Source organism: Mesorhizobium sp. STM 4661, from assembly GCF_000359125.1.
GTDB lineage: Bacteria > Pseudomonadota > Alphaproteobacteria > Rhizobiales > Rhizobiaceae > Mesorhizobium.
On the sequence record NZ_CAAF010000027.1, the window covers coordinates 1 to 16,414 of the forward strand.

Here is a 16,414-nt window from a genome sequence, read left to right on the forward strand (position 1 = left end):
CCGTCTTCGAAACTTTGCTGGAACAATTGTCTTTGAGCGTTGATGAAGTCGACTTCCATAACGCACTGGCCAGCGCCGCCGGCGCCTTTGACATTCCCGCATTCGCCTATCTGTCTCTGGTGTCTGATCGCGTGACAAGACCCAGGCTGATATCGAATTATCATGCCGGTTGGACGTCGCACTACTTGCGCCACCAATATGAAAGGATTGACCCGGTCATAGAATGGGCTAGGTGCAGCGAATGTCCCTTTCAGTGGGGACCGGGTTTCGGCCATGCCGGCATTTCAAAGCGACAGCATCAGCTTTTCGATGAGGCTGCCGAATTCGGCATCTGCTGCGGACTGACGATTCCACTTGTCGATCGCCGCGGCGGTGTCGCTGCGATGACCTTCGCGGCAGACAGGCTCGATCCGACCTTCCTGCGCATCGCCGAGCGATATGAACAGGCGCTCGAGATTATGGCCATGTGCTTTCACATTGGCGTTCGCCGCAAGCTTTCGGGCGATCTGGCGGTGGATGGTGTTTCGCTGACGCCCCGTGAGTACGAGTGCCTGGAATGGACGGCGAAGGGCAAGTCCGCCTGGGAGATCGGCTGCATCTTGGGGATCAAGGAGCGCACGGCCGCTTTCCATTTGGACAATGCTAAGAAGAAACTCGGCGTGCGCACCAAAAATCAGGCGGTGACGCTGCTGGCCTCCTCACGATCATCAATCCTCTGAGGAACAGAATCCCTCTTTGATCTACCTGTGCAAATGCACAGGCAGTCGCGGCATGAAGGTTCGCCTCCAATGGCAGGGTCATACCTGCGAGGAGACCATCATGATTGAGCTTATTGCGCCCGGCTGGTACGGCGCCTTTGCCGACGAACTTCACGAAATGCACCGCCTGCGCTACCGCGTCTTCAAGGAGCAGCTCGACTGGAACGTGCGCACGACCGGCGGCTTCGAGATCGACTCGTTCGATTCCCTGAAACCGCACTATCTTGTGTTCCGCGATTCCGCTGGTCGCGTCGGGGGCGGCGTACGCCTTCTGCCCTCGACGGGGCCGACGATGTTGCAAGATGTCTTTTCGAGGCTATTGGAAGGAAGAACAGCACCCCCGGAACCGAGTATCTGGGAAAGCAGCCGTTTCGCCCTTGATCTTCCACCGTCTGCACCGAAGGGCAGTGGGAGCATTGCTGTTGCCACCTATGAACTCCTCGCCGGCATGATCGAGTTCGGTTTGTCGCGGCGGCTCACCCATATCGTTACGGTTACGGATTTGCGCCTGGAACGAATCCTGCGTCGCGCCGGATGGCCGCTGGTCCGGATCGGTCCGCCCCAGACAATCGGCACCACGCGCGCTGTTGCCGGCTTTTTGGATGTCTCAGACGAGAGCCTTGCTGCGGTCCGCCACAATGGCGGTCTTGGCGGTCCCGTGCTGTGGGCGCCGGTGCTTTGCACGGGCGCCTGACATGGCTATGAGAGGCAACGACGCCGACTGGCCGGACTGGCAGGATGAGAAATCTTATCGCTACACGCGGCACCTGACGCGACGCGGCTGGGCCTGGGAATTCGTACGGCGCAATCCGGCCTTCCAGCGTGACTGCAGGCTCTCGCTTGAGCAGGCAGAATTTGCAGAAAGTTGGTTCGAGGTAGAAGTGGTGAGATCGTCGCTCGATCTCACGCAGTGGGGACTCCTTTTTCGCAAGCTCGTTGAGGCGCGATGCGGCTGTGTTCTGGTGCTTCCGCCAATGCCCGCATGTTCTGCCGCTCATTGCGGAAAAGGCACTGTCGACCGAAACGCTTTCGTTTGATCTCGCTGCATTGCCATGTCGGGCGGCACTCGTGGTCAGGGCGGACGGTCGCCAGCATGTCATGCTGCGAAATGCTCACCGGGATTTACAACTGGCTGTGGAGGGCGCGGACGTTTTGCGCCCCGTTCGACTTTCCGTCGACGCGATCTGGCCCGCCGATCGGATGAGACATCACCTGAATGCGCTCGAATGCCTCAATGCTCTTCACGCGACCGGGCAACTTCCCGACAGGCTGTTTCCGCCCGAAGCGCGCGCCAGCCGTTTGCGCTTCGTCCTCCAGGCGCTTGACGGCTCGCTGGGCGGGGCATCGCACCGCCAAATCGCAAGGGCCTTGTTGGGCCGACAACGCGTCCAGGCCGACTGGACGGATCCGCGCAACCACCTTCGCGATCGCATTCGCCGTGCCGTCCGGCGCGGTCACATGCTCATGGATCGCGGCTATCAGGATTTCCTCGCCTGAAGGTGATTGCAATAGGTCACCTGGAGTCGCTCAGCGCGCGAACAGTTCTTTGTATCCAGTCGTAACCATCCAGTTTGCCCGACCGAGATGGCTGCGAACCGCCATTCGAGCGCGCTCAGGTTCTCGCACCGGATCGATGCCGAGGACGAGCTGCGCCATCTCATCCTCGCTGGCATCGTCGGCGGACGCGTCCAGGAGCCTCATATAGACCGTGAAGTGCTCGTTGTCGTAGGCGGTCACGCGGTCCGACCACGGGACTTCGTCTTGAACTTTGGGTTTCATCGCGACCTCCTGGGGTTCGGGTTTGTCGTCATCGGATGGGGCAAGACATCTCCTCGTCGGGCTAATCATATCGAATAGGAACGATCGTTCCTAGAACGATAGTTCCGGTTCTGGTCCCATCTTGCCATGGACCTCAAAGAGGTCATGGCGATCAACATGCGTCGTTTGCGCCATGATCAGGACCTGACGCAGGAAGAATTGGCTGCCCGCGCAGAGCTGAGCATGCGCTATGTGGGCTCGATCGAGCGTGCTCGGGTTTCCGCAAGCGTCAGTGTGCTTGGCCAGCTCGCAAAAGCGCTTGACGTTGATCCTTGTGAGTTGATTAGGCCGCAGTAACAAAGGCGATCCGGCCCATCCCGGATTGCCGCAATCGATTTTGATGGCGCGCAGCCGGCCGCCGGTGACCTGAGCCCGCTTTCTTCGACATGGGTCTAGACCATTCGGCTTCGCTCCCTGGCGCAGCTTTCGTGACCTACAGCGCTGACCTTGAGCGATAATCATCGCCAGATCGCATCCGCGAAGTCGCGATCCCTAACAGCAGGTAGTTCGGGCAAAGTCGATGCTCGTGCGAGTTGCTCCTTAAGTTTGTAGAGTATACTCCGTGGTGAAATCCTCAACAAGAGGGTGGCCTCTCGCGTATGGGAATCCGAGAGGTCTTTGCCCGCAATCTGCGTAGGCTTCGCGAGAAAAAGAAGCTGTCGCAGGAGGCGCTGGCACATGAAGCTGGTGTTGATCGAACCTACATCAGCGCTCTTGAGCGCAGTGTATATGCGGCTACCATCGACATGGTCGAGAAGCTCGCTACGGTGCTGGAGGTTGAACCGGCAACGCTGCTCGATCCGCGATCTGAATAGACTTAAGCACCGTCTGATGCCGGCGATCTTTCGATCGCCCCGCGAACGCCGGCTGCTGGAACAGCTGATAGCGGCGCGCAAGAACAAGGGCTTAACCCAGGCCAAAGTAGCCGAAGCGCTTCGCGGCCCGCAGTCTTTCGTGGCAAAGAGTATGAGGGCGGTGAACGTTGCATGGACGTCATTGAGTTCCTCGACGTAGCTGAAGCGCTCGAAATCGAGCCTTGCGAGGTTCTCGCAGATGTGCGTTGCTTGCTGACCGATAGCTCGTACTGTGCTTGACTGTGCCACGCCGGCGGCAGATGGTTCGGGCAAATCGATGACAATGTGAATTACATATTATAGTTGATAAAGCACCGTGATCCGCTGAACTCCGCGCATGGATATGCGCAAGCTGGTCGGACGAAATGCACGCAGGATCAGAGAGAAGGCCGGCTTGACGCAGGAGCAGCTTACCGAGATCTCCGGCTTCAGCCAGCAGTACATCAGCGGGCTGGAGAAGGGCAAAAGGAACCCCACCATCGTCACGTTTTATGAACTGGCACAGGCCCTCCGTGTCAGCCACATCGATCTGGTGCGACCTGACTGACCAGGATTAAGCGCTATTTGGAAATGGCGCCGACGCGCCGCGGACATTTCAATCGCTTCCGTCGCATGGTTAATGCTGCGCACACTCTCGAGATAGGCGAAGAACGGCACGACGTGCTGCCAGATGCGCCGCTAGTCTAGGTCTGAGTGATCGCCGGGTATCGCCGACCCCAGTCGCCGGCCCCGAAATCCTCCGGAGCCTTCATGCCGGCTTTGGCGTCCGCGGCCCGGTAGATGGCGCTGAGCGTCGTCACGACGGCTTCGCGACCTTCCGCGACACGAACTCAAGCAAATGGCGGATGAGGCGCACGATGCAGGTTAGCACTGTCGCCTAGGTAGAGGTGGCGCCGCTCGCCTCCCTGTTGGCCAAGCAGTTTGCCAGCTTGCCGTCTTACCAGCACCTCGCCAGTCTCGTTGCGTTCTTGTTTAGGCCTTGCAACAGATCCTTCAAGGAAATTTATGGAATCTTTGCGACCGCAAATCGCTGTCAATGGTAGGCTCACCACAACTTTCGAGTTCCGCGGCGGCAGAAATCTGGTGTGTTTATGTTCCGCTGCCGAACAGCATTTGCGAAGAGCCCGATATGACAAAGCGAGCAGGACGAGGGGTTCGGTTCTTCTATTTGGCGCCGTGCTGACCAATGATGATACTTGCCGATCGCCTAATGACAGCAGCGCATCTTGATCGCCTACGGATTCTGGGCCTTTGCGCGCATGCCGACCTGACTGTCAGCGAACTGGCGGAGATTCTCGATCTTCGTCGGGAGCGCGTTGCGCGACACGTCCGGATGCTGGCCAGAGCCGACTTTCTTTGCGGCAACGGACAACGTCCTTTGTCCTCATATCATCTCAATGCAGGGGGCAAGGACGGAGGGTTGGTTCAATTCCTGGTCGATCTCCTGCCGCACGACGATGGGTGTCATAAGCGGGACCTGGAGCGGCTCGAGGCGGTACAAGACGCGTGGTCGAAGGGGACTGCTGCTTGATCGTAAAAAGATCTGCCCAGATGGGAGCGCAACTACCATGAACAACTCCGCTGACGTAGCCATGGCAGAACCCGGCACATACGGACGGTCTTCCTTGGTCCACGTCGATTGCCGCGTTCATGAACTGCTTCTACGACAGAGGCGGCAAGAGCGGACGATGCTCAAACTCATCGCATCCGAGAACTTTGCCTCCTCAGCCGTACTGGAAGCGACCGGCTCTATCTTCGCGAACAAGTATGCCGAGGGCTACCCGGGTGCGCGCTACTACGCGGGAAACGAGATCGTCGATGAGCTTGAGACCCTCGCGATCGAGCGCCTGAAAGCGCTCTTTGGCGGTGAGCACGCCAACGTCCAGCCTTATTCGGGCTCACCAGCCAACCAGGCTGTCTATCGCGCGCTTTTGAGCCCCCGCGACAAAGTCATGGGCTTGCCTTTACCCGAAGGCGGCCATCTGACTCATGGGTGGTCCGTCAACTTTTCCGGCACTGATTATCAACGCGTCCCATATGGGCTGCACGAAAAGACGCAGCAAATTGACTATGACCGCTTGCGCGAGACAGCCAGGCGGGAACGGCCGAAACTGATTTGGGTCGGCGGAACTGCCTATCCGCGTGCCTTTGACTACGCGGCAATGGCAGAAATCGCTGCGGAGGCGAACTCCTATCTCGTGGCGGACATCGCCCACATCAGCGGCCTGATTGTCGCTGGAGCGCATCCGAATCCCGTGGTTCATTGCGACGTCGTCACCAGCACATCTCACAAGTCGATCCGCGGCCCCCGTGGAGGCTTTATTTTGTCGAAGAATGAAGATCGTTATCAGGCGCTCTATCATCCCACGAGCAAACACCATCTCGCCAAACGGATTGATCGCGCGGTGTTTCCTCAACTGCAAGGTGGGCCGCATATGAATATCATCGCCGCGCTCGCTGTTGCTTTGCAGGAAGCCGCGACCCCCTCTTTCCGCACCTACGGTCACCAGATCGTCAAGAATGCCAAGGCGCTGGCCGAGGCGCTTCTGGGTCGTGGTTATGATCTGGTCACCGGCGGGACTGACAATCACATGCTGATCCTTGATCTTCGGGACCGGCCGCTATCAGGCAAAGCCTATGCCGAGCGCCTGGCAAGGGCAGGCATCATTACGAACTTTAATATGGTGCCGGGCGACCCGCGCGACCCGACGGTCACAAGCGGAATCCGCTTGGGGTCGCCGGCGGTGACGTCCATGGGCATGCGTGAAGGGGAAATGGTGCAGATCGCCGCTTTTATTGATTTGGTCTGCCGCCAGCCCGACGACCCAGAAGTTCATGCGAGCGTACGAAGAGACGTTGCTAACTTCTGCACTGCGTTCGACGTCCCCGGCATCCCCGACCGGTAAGCCACCTCAATCCAGAAACTCCCCACCTTCCAACACTTGCAGCGAGGACATTCCATGACCAGGCAGTTCGTGTTCTCTTCCGAATCCGTCGGCGCGGGACACCCCGATAAGATGGCAGACAACATCTCCGATGCCATCCTCGATGCGATCCTCCGGACCGACCCGAAGGCGCGCGTCGCCTGTGAAACGTTGGTGAAGACAGGGATGGTCGTTCTGGCTGGCGAGATCACCAGCCACGCGGAGATCGATTACAGCCAAGTTGCCCGCGATACGATCCTCGATATTGGGTACGACGACGATGCCATCGGCTTTGATGGTCGACGTTGCGCCGTCGTTCTGGCTCTCTCCGAGCAGTCGCCCGACATAAGCCAGGGCGTTGATGAAGGACGAGGGCAGGATCTCGAGCAGGGGGCGGGGGATCAGGGCCTCATGTTTGGATTCGCATGCAACGAGACGGATACATTGATGCCCTTGCCGATCCAACTCGCTCACCACTTGACGAAAAGACAGGCAGAGGTCCGGAAAACGGGACAGCTTGGCTGGCTGCGTCCGGACGTGAAATCTCAAGTGTCCGTACGCTACGAGGGTCTCCGCCCGGTGGCGCTGGATACCATAGTCCTGTCGACGCAGCATGACGAGGCGGTCTCACAAGCCACGGTCCGCGAAGGCGTCATCGAGGAGATCATCAAGCCGCTCTTGCCGCCCGACCTGGATACGACGGGGATCAGATTTCTGGTCAACCCAACAGGGCGGTTCGTGGTCGGTGGGCCTGCCGGCGACTGCGGTCTCACTGGACGCAAGATCATCGTCGATTCCTACGGTGGAATGGGGCGTCACGGCGGCGGCGCCTTTTCGGGTAAGGACCCGTCCAAGGTTGACCGCTCGGCCGCCTATGCGGCGCGGTACGTCGCAAAGAATATCGTTGCCAGCGGACTTGCGGAGGTCTGCGAGGTTCAGCTTGCCTACGCGATCGGCGTGGCCAGTCCGGTTTCTGTGATGGTCAACACCTTCGGAACCGCAAGAATCGAGGAAAAAAGGATCGAGTGCCTTGTTCTTGAGCTTTTCGATCTCCGACCGAAAGGCATCATCAAGATGCTTGATCTCTTGCGCCCGATATACCGCAAGACCGCGACATACGGACACTTCGGCCGTGAAGAGCCTGAGTTCACCTGGGAGAAGACGGACAGAGCCGACGACTTGCTGCGTGAAGCAGGACCGGCAGCTGCGTGAGGGCCGCTGGATCAAGCGCATGCGGCAACCCATTTCAACTCGCTCGACCCGCGCCTGGCCGGCATAGCAGAAAGCCGGTGGGTAGTTGGCGGAGACATTGATGCCGGATTATGACGTGCTTTGCATCGGCAATGCCATTGTCGACATCATCGCCCAGTGCGACGAGGAATTCCTCGAGACCAACGGCATCATCAAGGGCGCGATGAACCTCATCGACACCCAGCGCGCCGAACTTCTGTACAGCCGCATGGGTCCAGCGATCGAGGCGTCCGGCGGCAGTGCCGGCAACACGGCGGCCGGCGTCGCCAGCTTCGGTGGTCGCGCCGCCTTCTTCGGCAAGGTGGCGAACGATCCGCTCGGCGAAATCTACGCCCATGACATCCACGCCCAGGGCGTCGCCTTCGACACCAGACCGCTCGAGGGCCTGCCGCCGACGGCGCGCTCGATGATCTTCGTCACCCCCGATGGCGAGCGTTCGATGAACACCTATCTCGGCGCCTGCGTCGAGCTCGGGCCGGAAGATGTCGAGGCCGACAAGGCTTCCAGCGCCAAGGTCACCTATTTCGAGGGTTATCTGTGGGATCCGCCGCGCGCCAAGGAGGCGATCCGGCAGACGGCCAGGCTGGCGCATGCCGCAGGCCGCGAAGTCTCAATGACGCTGTCGGATTCGTTTTGCGTCGACCGCTATCGCGACGAGTTCCTCGAGCTGATGCGCTCCGGCACAGTCGACATCGTCTTTGCCAACAGCCACGAAATCAAATCGCTCTACCAGACATCGTCGTTCGACGAGGCGTTGGTGCAGATCCGCAAGGATTGCCGGATCGCCGCCGTCACCCGCTCGGAAAAGGGCTCGGTCATCGTGCGCGGCGACGAAACCGTCACCATCAAGGCGACGACAATCCGCGAACTGGTCGACACGACCGGCGCCGGCGACCTCTATGCCGCCGGCTTCCTCTACGGTTACACTGCAGGACGCAGCCTGAAGGATTGCGGCGACCTCGGCTCGCTGGCGGCCGGGCTGGTGGTCCAGCAGATCGGGCCGCGCCCGCGGCAGAATTTGCGCCGCGAGGCCGAGCAGGCTGGGTTGTTGTAGGGGGGCGTTAATGACGAGCTGCCCGTCTGCCCTCCCGGGGGCTGTGCGGAAAAGTGCGCGTAAATCGAAATGTCGGATGAGCATCCGCGTGAGGCGGCAGCCCGGGGCATGTCACGATCGAAACGGTTGATCGCGGTGCCGCCCTTTAGCGCGACCCTTTTGCCGTGTGATACAGGGAACGCGTTCGGATCAGCAGCTCGACCTGGCGAATGTTTTGCTCACCCGCGATCATCGACCTTGTGTGGCAACAGGTCGGCCGGGATCGTCATGCGATAGAGCGGGCGAAGCGGCCAACTGGTGAATTGACATCAACGCATCGCCGATTGAGATTATCCTGCCGGGAGCGCAGTGCGTTGTTCAAGCCAGTCGGACGATCATGGGCAAATACAAAGACCATCGTGAGCCACGCCGGCATCGTCATGACAATGACGCGGTTTCTTTTTCCGAACGGTCTTCCGAGCCAAGCTACTTTCAGCGTTCGTCCACTGTAACCGCGGATCCTGTCGACGCCGAAGTGGTGTGGTTCAACACCAGCAAGGGTTTTGGCTTTGTCAAATTGCCGGAGGGCATCGAGGCCTATCTGCACATCCGGGTGCTGGAGGCGGCCGGGAGCCGCGGTGTTTCCGAGGGAACGCGTCTGAAGGTCACAACGGAAGAAAGTCCAAGAGGTCATCAGGTCGCGCAAGTGCTGGAGGTCAGCGATCAGACCGCGAGAACTCAGCTACATACGCGTCGCACTGGAGAGTCCACCGCCGGGACGAGTGCCCAGGTGGAGAGCGAGGGCACGGTCAAGCGGTACAATCCCCAAAAGGGCTTCGGCTTCATTGCTCCTGAAAACGGTGAGAAGGACATCTTCGTTCATGCCACCGCGCTGACCCGCTCAGGACTGAGCATGCTGATGGAGGGTCAGAAGGTGTTTGTCCAATGCGGGCAGGGCAACAAAGGCCTGGAAGTTCGGAGCATTCGCCTCGCTTAGAGCCAAATGCGTTGGCCCTACCGAAATCGCGCCTCAGACAAAGAAAAAGCCCGCTACCGGGAGGAGGTGGCAGCGGGCTCGATTTAGAATGAGACGCGGGAGGAGGTGCGCCCCATTCAGCGTCGGCACCACATCTGGGAGGAGTAGATGGCCGACAACATGATCATACCGATTGCCGCGGATATTGCAACGCACAAATTTTATCTCGCGAGTGCGAAATGGATGTCTGATCCGCTTAGCCCATCCTGAAAAAGTGCGGTCAGGCTGCGGCTTTTTTGCGGGGACGCTTGGCAGGTGCCGGCGTTCCCGGTTCCTTCGGCTTGCGGCCCAGACCCATCGTCTTGGCCAATGCCGAGCGCGCCGCAGCGTAATTCGGCGCCACCATGGGATAGTCCGCCGGCAGCTCCCATTTCGCGCGATATTCGTCGGGCGTAAGGCCATAGTGGGTCGCCAGGTGACGCTTGAGCGACTTGAACTTCTTACCGTCCTCAAGGCTGACAATGTAATCGGGTGTAACCGATTTTCTGATCGGTACGGCAGGCTTGAGAGCTTCCGACTTTTCTGGTGCGGCACCACCAGCAGTGGCTTTCAATGCGATGTGGACCTGGCCGATCAGCCCAGGCAGTTCACCGACGGGAACCGGATTGTTCGAAACATAGGCTGAGACGACATGGGCGGTGAGTTCGATGAGGTTGTCGGCTTTGCTCTCGGTTTCTTCGGTCATGAAAACGCTCCTGCGGAATTAGAGTAGCCGGGTAAGAATCATCTCGTAGCTTAATAGTGACGACCGCGTTTGATGGCAACCAAAGCCATTGCATGATGTGTTGGCGGATCGCTGCACGCCCGGTCGCCGTCGCGGATCTTCCTCTTGAACCGTCATCGCCCTGACAACACATTGTGCCATGGTCGCCGTGTCGATGCGGCGCCTCTTCACCGCAAATTGGCTATTTAGAAAGTTGGGAGAAACCAATGAATGCTGAGGCTTTCGGCAGCCCCCTTTTCGTGAAGCGCGCCACGCACATCATCCAAGAGATCGCCGGCCTTGCGGATGCAATCGATTTTCTCAATGAATGGCCGGAAGATCGCAGAGACATGATCCACGAAGCCGCCCTGAGGGCATGCTACGATGCGTACGATGGGCGCAAGCCGGTAAGCACGGCGCGCAATGCCTTTTTCGGCTTTGCGAAGCGGGTCGCCATCTTGGAAGATTCAACCTCCGCGATGCAGTGGATCGCCGCCTGCAGATCGGGCAGTGGAAAAGTGCAGGTGTAGATTTCGACGAAGTGTTTGAGACTGGCGCGAGCCGCGTCGAATAGTGCAGTATGCACAGGTTTCACGGTTAGACCACGCGAATGAGAACCAGTTCCTCACCACCAACTGCAAAACCGCAGATCGCACGCAAGCTCACCATGGCCAGACGCTGCTCATGGTGATCGCTGGTCGCCAATGCCCAGGTTCGGTGGCGCAGATGCAGCGGTCGCATTCGGCTGACTAAATGCGACCCGGCTGTTTGCCGCATAGTGGCTGTGGAGGAGGGGGATGACCGGGTTGATCAGATTTGAGAGGCCAGTCGTTGTTCAGGTTAGCCGCCGCAGCTCGGAGCGTATCGTGTTCGACGTCAACGACGCGGCCGCTATCTTGCTGCGGGATCTGCATCATGAGACCGATAAACGCAGAATAGCGATGGACACCTGTCTGCAGGTGTTACGCGGTAAGACCCATCCACCAGCTGCTCGACGAGCTTTCGTCGCGGCCGCGCTCGAAGCACGCATTCTACGCGGCGATTGAGATTTAGGACGCCGCTCATGAATTTCGGCCATCTGCGCATCGCTATTGGGCGCGGTCCGAACACCCCTGCCGGCTCCGCCAGGAGCAAGCCAACACCGCACTTTCCGCGGCGGCTTTCCTGGTCCGGCGCCTGATCTTCCACCATCAAAACACAAGGGTCCGCCAGCCAGCTGCGGCCGCTCGGCTTCGCCGTCGCGGTGATGGTGATTGCAGCCAGAGGCAGACGGAGCCATCGAGCGGGAATTGGCCCGGTGCAGATGGCAGAGCGTCGATGCCGCCTCAATAGTCTCCAGAAGTGCCGTTTGAACCTTCCCCAGCTTAGCCCTGTATCCGGTTTCCCGGAACACGCTCCGCAGACCGGCGCCGCGTGATCGCCGATGCCTCTCCCGATGGTCGGGAACGGGGTTTCGGCGATCAAGGTCGGGGAGACGATAGTGATACTGGATTATCCCAATACGGAATAATCCGAAACTGGCTGGCGGTGAGCCGCCTCGTTTCTGGCCGGCTCATTTGAGGCCAAGCCTCCTTCGATCGCCAGCCAACGGCGGCGTCTGGAAAGCTGACTTCGACGCGCCGTAACAAGGGCCGCGGCCAGGCCAAGCTTGCCGAGGCGCTTCGTCACCGGCAGCGCGATTGCCTTGGGCGCGCCGGATAGACTCCCCCAAGGTTGCCCGGTGTGTGGCGTTGCCGCTCACCGCCGGCGAGTGGCACCGAGCCCTACGCCGTCTGCGCTTTTTCCCGAATTGCGCGTGCCGCAGCCACCATGTTCACCAGGGCAGGGCGGACCTCCTCCCACCTGCGCGTTTTGAGACCGCAGTCGGGATTCACCCACAGTTGGCCATCCGACAATCGCTCGCGCGCAAGCATGATGAGGTTGGAAATTTCGCCCACTTCCGGGACCCGCGGCGAGTGAATGTCATAGACGCCGGGACCGATCTCGTTCGGATACTTGAAGGTTCGCAGCGTATCGAGCAGTTCCATCTGCGAGCGCGAGGTTTCAATGGAGATCACATCGGCATCCATTGCGGCAATCGCGTCCACGATATCGCCGAACTCGGAGTAGCACATATGGGTGTGGATCTGGGTCGCATCGCCGACGGCCGTTGAAGCCAGCCGGAAGCATTCGACGGCCCAGTCGAGATAGGCCTGCCACTCGGCCTCGCGCAGCGGCAAGCCCTCGCGCAGTGCGGCTTCGTCGATCTGGATCATCCTGGCGCCGGCCTTTTCGAGGTCGCTCACTTCATCGCGAATGGCGAGCGCGACCTGGCGGCAGACGGCTGAGCGCGGAAGGTCGTCCCGGACGAAGGACCAGTTGAGGATCGTCACCGGGCCGGTAAGCATGCCCTTCACCGGCTTCGGCGTCAGCGACTGGGCATATCGCCACCAGTGTAGTGTCATCGGATTTTGTCGCGACACATCGCCAATGATGATCGGGGGGCGCACAAAGCGCGAGCCATAGCTCTGCACCCACCCGTGTTGCGTGAAGGCGAAGCCGCAGAGCTGCTCGGCGAAATACTGCACCATATCGTTGCGCTCGAATTCGCCGTGGACCAGCACGTCGAGTCCGATCTCTTCTTGCCAGCGAACGGCGGCTTCTATCTCTTTTTTCAGGAACGCCTCGTAGTCGACGTAACTCAGCTCGCCCTTGGCATGGGCTGCCCGCGCCTTGCGAACCTCGGCTGTTTGCGGGAAGGAGCCGATCGTCGTGGTGGGGAAGGAAGGCAGGCCAAACGTGTCGCCCTGAAGCTTGGAGCGCAGGTCGAATGCGCTCTTCCGACGCGTCATGGCGACCTTGATGCTGGCGACCCGTCCTTCGACGAGCGGATCATGCACCTTCGCGGATGTCGCGCGAACGGCGGCAGCCTCAGCCGACGCCTCTAGTTCGGCGGCGACCGCGTCCCGGCCTTCAGCCAGGGCACGGGCGAGCACGACCAGCTCGTCGGTTTTTTGCGCCGCGAAGGCGAGCCACGATTTCACGTCCGCATTGAGTGCCGTCTCCATGTCCAGGTCGATCGGCACATGCAGCATCGAGCAGGACGGGGCGATCTCCACGCGGTCCAACGGCCAGCCGGCGACGATCGGCTTGATGCGGTCAAGTATGGCAGGCAGGTTCGCGCGCCAGACGTTGCGGCCGTCGATCAGCCCGAGCGAGAGCACAAGTTCCTTCTGCGCGAGCCGGCCGACGGTCTCCAACTGCTCTGGAGCGCGCACGAGATCGACGTGCAGTCCCGCCACGGGCAGAGAAATTGCGGTCTCGAGATTGTCTCCCAGCGATCCGAAATAGGTAGCGACCATGATCTTCAACTCCGGTGCTGCTTTTGACAGCCGGCAGTAGGCGAATTGGAGCGCATCCCGTTCGTTGGGAACCAGATCGACCACGAGCGCCGGCTCATCGATCTGCACCCAATCGGCTCCCGCGAGCCTCAGCCTCCGCAGGAGCTCCTCGTAGACCGGCAACAGCCTTGGCAGGAGCGCGATAGGGTTGAAACCTTCCTCAGGTGACTTCGCCAACTTGAGAAAGGTAACCGGTCCAAGCAGGACCGGGCGCGTGTGGATGCCGAGCGCCTTGGCCTCGAGGAAATGATCGACCGGTTTCGCCGACGAGAGGGCAAAGCTCTGATCGTCCGTAAGTTCCGGCACAATGTAGTGATAGTTGGTGTCGAACCATTTGGTCATTTCCATCGCGGCAAGGCCATGCCCGTTGGCCGCATGCTCGTCACCGGCATGTCCGCAATCAGCGGCCTGATCTTGGTTGCCGCGCGCCATTGCGAAATAGGTATCGAGTGGGACCTCGCCGTCAGTCCAGGCGTATCGTGCCGGCACAGCGCCGACCATGGCGACGGTGTCGAGGACATGGTCGTAAAGCGAGAAATCGTTGGACGGAATTTTCGACACGCCGTGATCGTGCTGCTCCCTCCAGCTGCCGGCACGCAGCGCCTTCGCCGTCGCGAGCAGGTCGGCAGCGGGAGATTTTCCGGACCAGTAACTTTCAAGCGCGAATTTCAGTTCCCGCCTTCGACCGATACGCGGTACGCCGAGCGTTGTCACAGGAATTTGTTGAGAGACAGTCATGCCATACCCCGATGGTTGGGGCGTGGGGACGAGGAACGCGCGAGTAGGCGGCACGAAGCCGGGCTACCGCGACCTCCGAGACACCCCGCCCGTGGACGTTGTTCGTCGTGGCAGGTCTCCTGGCTCGCGGGTCAAAGCCTCTGCCCGTCTTCCCGAGGCCGTTCGCCTCAGTGACATCAATGGGCTTGGCTCGCCGCTAACAGTTGCGGGGGCAGCGCCGGCATCACACCGGCTTCCCTCTTAGCTCCGCTACGGCAGTGCCGCGCGGAGAACCATGACATGCGCACAATCACAGCCGCTTCGCTCCTTGTCAATACCATATAACGAGATGTTTATGTGATGATGCGAATAATGCATTGCGCTGACCGGTCTCTTTCGCCCCAAAAGCCGCATACGATGCGGCCATCGGTGCTGGCTCGGAGAGGTCTTTGTCCCATCGGCACGAAAAGAGCGTGTCGCAACAGGCGTTGTCGCATGCGGCCGACGTTGCCAATGCCGCTGATGTGCGAGCCTTCCAACTATCTCAACGAGAAAAGGAAAAGCTCCGGCCTCACCGAGGCCACCAAGAACGAAGCGCCGTGGATCGGCGCTGATCCGCAAGACTTTGCAACCGTCAGATATGCAGCGGGCGGTTCTTACGCGAGGCCGCGAACGCGGCTTTGGGAACCCAATCGCGGGCGAGGAGGGGTTGGAGCGGGTTCGTGCCGATAGTGAATTTCCTACCCTCTCCCACATTATTGAGCATGTGCCCGAGCGACCGCACACAAGGCCGCATCAAGAGAAAGCCCGGTCAACTGCAGGGATTCTTCATTCTTGATTTCATTGGATACGCCCGGCCGCCCTGAGTTTCTTGATTCGACTATTTTTCAGCTCAGGAGGCAAAAAGTTAACACGATTGTCCAGTTTAGTCATGAATTGTTCGAAATCCATATTGATCTGATTTATAAACAGTCGATTCGAGTACATCTTCCGAACCTGATGATCATCTCTTGGAAAGACAGTGTACCAAGGGATGCCTCTGTTTTTCTGCCTGATTGAGTATAATTCAGCACCAATGTCCATATCACTGAAAGAATATCCAATGAGTAGGACGCAGCTGTTCTCAAATCCGCCCATGGCTTTTGATATCATCTTTCGATACGATGATATCATTTCAAAATAATCGAATTGAGTTATAACCAAGCCACCTTTACCGACCGGCTCGTGGGCGTAGGTTAAACTTCCGTGCGGCTTGTAGAGCGGCATGCGACCGCTCAAAGCTTGCCTATCATCATAAATTATGTCCGGGGGGAGAGAGCTACTCGATTTGTAGCCAAGCTCAACTAGCTCATCGTAGTTGGTCGTGAATATCGACCGCGCTCCCAGATTGGCCAGTGCAACATGCTGCCACAATGGCAGGAAGCAGGTAAAATGTTCGACCAAGAACTCAGACATCGGCGTTCGGCCGGTCTTGGTTTCGATTATCGCGGCGGCATGCTCTAGGCTCATGAGCTTTAGGCTCTCCGGGTCAAACGCAGTCGAGCCGTCATGCTTGAAACGCTGCCATAGCGTGTTTCGCAGAGCATATGCGTTGGGAAGATCCTCGCCCAATTTGTTCTTGGCGCCTATCGAAGCTCCTGCGCCTAGAAAAATTGTCAACCGTCCGCGAAACAAATCCCAATTGGACACGAAGTCTTCGAAGTTGTCGTCGATTTTGCCCGGCACGCGTTAGAACCTTATGTGGGGAAGTGATTTTGTGTACTAGACGCGGAGTGCGACTCATAGTCTTAAAGCAACATGGTCACAAAAATATTAGGCGGACGTTACGTCCTCAAAAGGAAGCTGCTGCCGGGTAGTGTCGAGCGGGGCGAGCCCGAGTTATGGCAAGCACAGGACGCCGGTGACGTGTACTATGTCAAATTGTGGCCTCGTCGCAGCGG

17 protein-coding genes, 1 pseudogene and 1 riboswitch are annotated in these 16,414 nt (G+C 59.2%); of the genes and pseudogenes, 13 read left to right on the plus strand and 5 right to left on the minus strand.

The window, feature by feature from the left end:
• From MESS4_RS08170 to MESS4_RS08180, 3 genes are all read left to right on the plus strand, one after another.
• A partial coding sequence (locus MESS4_RS08170; protein ID WP_157385530.1) for a LuxR family transcriptional regulator occupies window positions 1-719 on the plus strand: 719 nt, incomplete at its 5' end.
• A gap of 100 nt (window positions 720-819) precedes the next feature.
• Window positions 820-1,452, plus strand: coding sequence for an acyl-homoserine-lactone synthase (locus tag MESS4_RS08175; RefSeq protein WP_006328737.1), 633 nt, complete (start codon window positions 820-822; stop codon window positions 1,450-1,452).
• 242 nt (window positions 1,453-1,694) lie between these two features.
• Window positions 1,695-2,255, plus strand: coding sequence for a DUF2285 domain-containing protein (locus MESS4_RS08180; protein WP_081609665.1), 561 nt, complete (start codon window positions 1,695-1,697; stop codon window positions 2,253-2,255).
• A 30-nt stretch (window positions 2,256-2,285) separates the two neighbouring features.
• On the opposite strand, the gene MESS4_RS08185 is transcribed toward MESS4_RS08180, so the two are convergent.
• Entirely contained in the window at window positions 2,286-2,537 is a 252-nt protein-coding gene (locus tag MESS4_RS08185) for a DUF2285 domain-containing protein (RefSeq protein ID WP_006328741.1), read from the minus strand.
• Window positions 2,538-2,663: 126 nt separating this feature from the next.
• Between MESS4_RS08185 and MESS4_RS08190 the strand changes: the two genes are divergently transcribed.
• From MESS4_RS08190 to MESS4_RS08205, 3 genes are all read left to right on the plus strand, one after another.
• On the plus strand, window positions 2,664-2,873 hold the full coding sequence (locus tag MESS4_RS08190; protein ID WP_010913773.1) for a helix-turn-helix transcriptional regulator: 210 nt from the start codon (window positions 2,664-2,666) through the stop codon (window positions 2,871-2,873).
• A 302-nt stretch (window positions 2,874-3,175) separates the two neighbouring features.
• Window positions 3,176-3,391: a helix-turn-helix transcriptional regulator gene (locus MESS4_RS31855; RefSeq protein ID WP_006328748.1), complete on the plus strand. Its 216-nt coding sequence runs from the start codon at window positions 3,176-3,178 to the stop codon at window positions 3,389-3,391.
• A 376-nt stretch (window positions 3,392-3,767) separates the two neighbouring features.
• Entirely contained in the window at window positions 3,768-3,977 is a 210-nt protein-coding gene (locus MESS4_RS08205) for a helix-turn-helix transcriptional regulator (protein WP_006328749.1), read from the plus strand.
• Between the two features lie 47 nt (window positions 3,978-4,024).
• Here MESS4_RS08205 and MESS4_RS34360 read toward each other — a convergent pair.
• A pseudogene (locus MESS4_RS34360) lies at window positions 4,025-4,301 on the minus strand (transposase); the annotation flags it as partial.
• A 339-nt stretch (window positions 4,302-4,640) separates the two neighbouring features.
• On the opposite strand from MESS4_RS34360, the gene MESS4_RS31865 reads away from it, so the two are divergent.
• The 5 genes from MESS4_RS31865 to MESS4_RS34915 all read left to right on the plus strand — a co-directional run bounded on the left by MESS4_RS31865 (window position 4,641) and on the right by MESS4_RS34915 (window position 9,635).
• A complete protein-coding gene (locus MESS4_RS31865; protein WP_244441074.1) occupies window positions 4,641-4,961 on the plus strand; it encodes a winged helix-turn-helix domain-containing protein in 321 nt (106 codons plus the stop codon).
• 37 nt (window positions 4,962-4,998) lie between these two features.
• On the plus strand, window positions 4,999-6,336 hold the full coding sequence (locus MESS4_RS08210) for a serine hydroxymethyltransferase (RefSeq protein ID WP_006328752.1): 1,338 nt from the start codon (window positions 4,999-5,001) through the stop codon (window positions 6,334-6,336).
• 54 nt (window positions 6,337-6,390) lie between these two features.
• Entirely contained in the window at window positions 6,391-7,566 is a 1,176-nt protein-coding gene (metK, locus tag MESS4_RS08215) for a methionine adenosyltransferase (protein WP_006328754.1), read from the plus strand.
• Between the two features lie 100 nt (window positions 7,567-7,666).
• On the plus strand, window positions 7,667-8,659 hold the full coding sequence (locus MESS4_RS08220; protein ID WP_006328755.1) for an adenosine kinase: 993 nt from the start codon (window positions 7,667-7,669) through the stop codon (window positions 8,657-8,659).
• A 376-nt stretch (window positions 8,660-9,035) separates the two neighbouring features.
• Window positions 9,036-9,635, plus strand: coding sequence for a cold-shock protein (locus tag MESS4_RS34915; protein WP_006328757.1), 600 nt, complete (start codon window positions 9,036-9,038; stop codon window positions 9,633-9,635).
• 259 nt (window positions 9,636-9,894) lie between these two features.
• On the opposite strand, the gene MESS4_RS08230 is transcribed toward MESS4_RS34915, so the two are convergent.
• Window positions 9,895-10,359, minus strand: coding sequence for a MucR family transcriptional regulator (locus MESS4_RS08230; RefSeq protein WP_006328759.1), 465 nt, complete (start codon window positions 10,357-10,359; stop codon window positions 9,895-9,897).
• Window positions 10,360-10,604: 245 nt separating this feature from the next.
• Here MESS4_RS08230 and MESS4_RS08235 point away from each other — a divergent pair, with 245 nt between their 5' ends.
• Together MESS4_RS08235 and MESS4_RS08240 are read left to right on the plus strand one after the other, a co-directional pair.
• Window positions 10,605-10,907 carry a DUF982 domain-containing protein gene (locus MESS4_RS08235; RefSeq protein ID WP_006328761.1) on the plus strand — a complete coding sequence of 101 codons (303 nt, stop codon included), beginning with the start codon at window positions 10,605-10,607 and terminating at the stop codon, window positions 10,905-10,907.
• A 267-nt stretch (window positions 10,908-11,174) separates the two neighbouring features.
• Window positions 11,175-11,423: a DUF982 domain-containing protein gene (locus MESS4_RS08240; protein WP_006328763.1), complete on the plus strand. Its 249-nt coding sequence runs from the start codon at window positions 11,175-11,177 to the stop codon at window positions 11,421-11,423.
• Window positions 11,424-12,140: 717 nt separating this feature from the next.
• Here MESS4_RS08240 and metE read toward each other — a convergent pair.
• Both metE and MESS4_RS08250 read right to left on the minus strand, forming a co-directional pair.
• Entirely contained in the window at window positions 12,141-14,471 is a 2,331-nt protein-coding gene (gene metE / locus MESS4_RS08245) for a 5-methyltetrahydropteroyltriglutamate--homocysteine S-methyltransferase (RefSeq protein ID WP_036240889.1), read from the minus strand.
• 115 nt (window positions 14,472-14,586) lie between these two features.
• Window positions 14,587-14,787: riboswitch (cobalamin riboswitch) on the minus strand.
• A 527-nt stretch (window positions 14,788-15,314) separates the two neighbouring features.
• On the minus strand, window positions 15,315-16,199 hold the full coding sequence (locus MESS4_RS08250) for an SIR2 family protein (protein WP_006328768.1): 885 nt from the start codon (window positions 16,197-16,199) through the stop codon (window positions 15,315-15,317).
• Between the last annotated feature and the right edge of the window lie 215 nt (window positions 16,200-16,414).

Excerpts from the sequence above, each read along its gene's own strand:
- MESS4_RS08175 (WP_006328737.1), top strand. The coding sequence starts at position 820 with ATGATTGAGCTTATTGCGCCCGGCTGGTACGGCGCCTTTGCCGACGAA.
- MESS4_RS08185 (WP_006328741.1), bottom strand. The coding sequence starts at position 2,537 with ATGAAACCCAAAGTTCAAGACGAAGTCCCGTGGTCGGACCGCGTGACC.
- MESS4_RS08190 (WP_010913773.1), top strand. The coding sequence starts at position 2,664 with ATGGACCTCAAAGAGGTCATGGCGATCAACATGCGTCGTTTGCGCCAT.
- MESS4_RS31855 (WP_006328748.1), top strand. The coding sequence starts at position 3,176 with ATGGGAATCCGAGAGGTCTTTGCCCGCAATCTGCGTAGGCTTCGCGAG.
- MESS4_RS08205 (WP_006328749.1), top strand. The coding sequence starts at position 3,768 with ATGGATATGCGCAAGCTGGTCGGACGAAATGCACGCAGGATCAGAGAG.
- MESS4_RS31865 (WP_244441074.1), top strand. The coding sequence starts at position 4,641 with ATGACAGCAGCGCATCTTGATCGCCTACGGATTCTGGGCCTTTGCGCG.
- MESS4_RS08210 (WP_006328752.1), top strand. The coding sequence starts at position 4,999 with ATGAACAACTCCGCTGACGTAGCCATGGCAGAACCCGGCACATACGGA.
- metK (WP_006328754.1), top strand. The coding sequence starts at position 6,391 with ATGACCAGGCAGTTCGTGTTCTCTTCCGAATCCGTCGGCGCGGGACAC.
- MESS4_RS08220 (WP_006328755.1), top strand. The coding sequence starts at position 7,667 with ATGCCGGATTATGACGTGCTTTGCATCGGCAATGCCATTGTCGACATC.
- MESS4_RS34915 (WP_006328757.1), top strand. The coding sequence starts at position 9,036 with ATGGGCAAATACAAAGACCATCGTGAGCCACGCCGGCATCGTCATGAC.
- MESS4_RS08230 (WP_006328759.1), bottom strand. The coding sequence starts at position 10,359 with ATGACCGAAGAAACCGAGAGCAAAGCCGACAACCTCATCGAACTCACC.
- MESS4_RS08235 (WP_006328761.1), top strand. The coding sequence starts at position 10,605 with ATGAATGCTGAGGCTTTCGGCAGCCCCCTTTTCGTGAAGCGCGCCACG.
- MESS4_RS08240 (WP_006328763.1), top strand. The coding sequence starts at position 11,175 with ATGACCGGGTTGATCAGATTTGAGAGGCCAGTCGTTGTTCAGGTTAGC.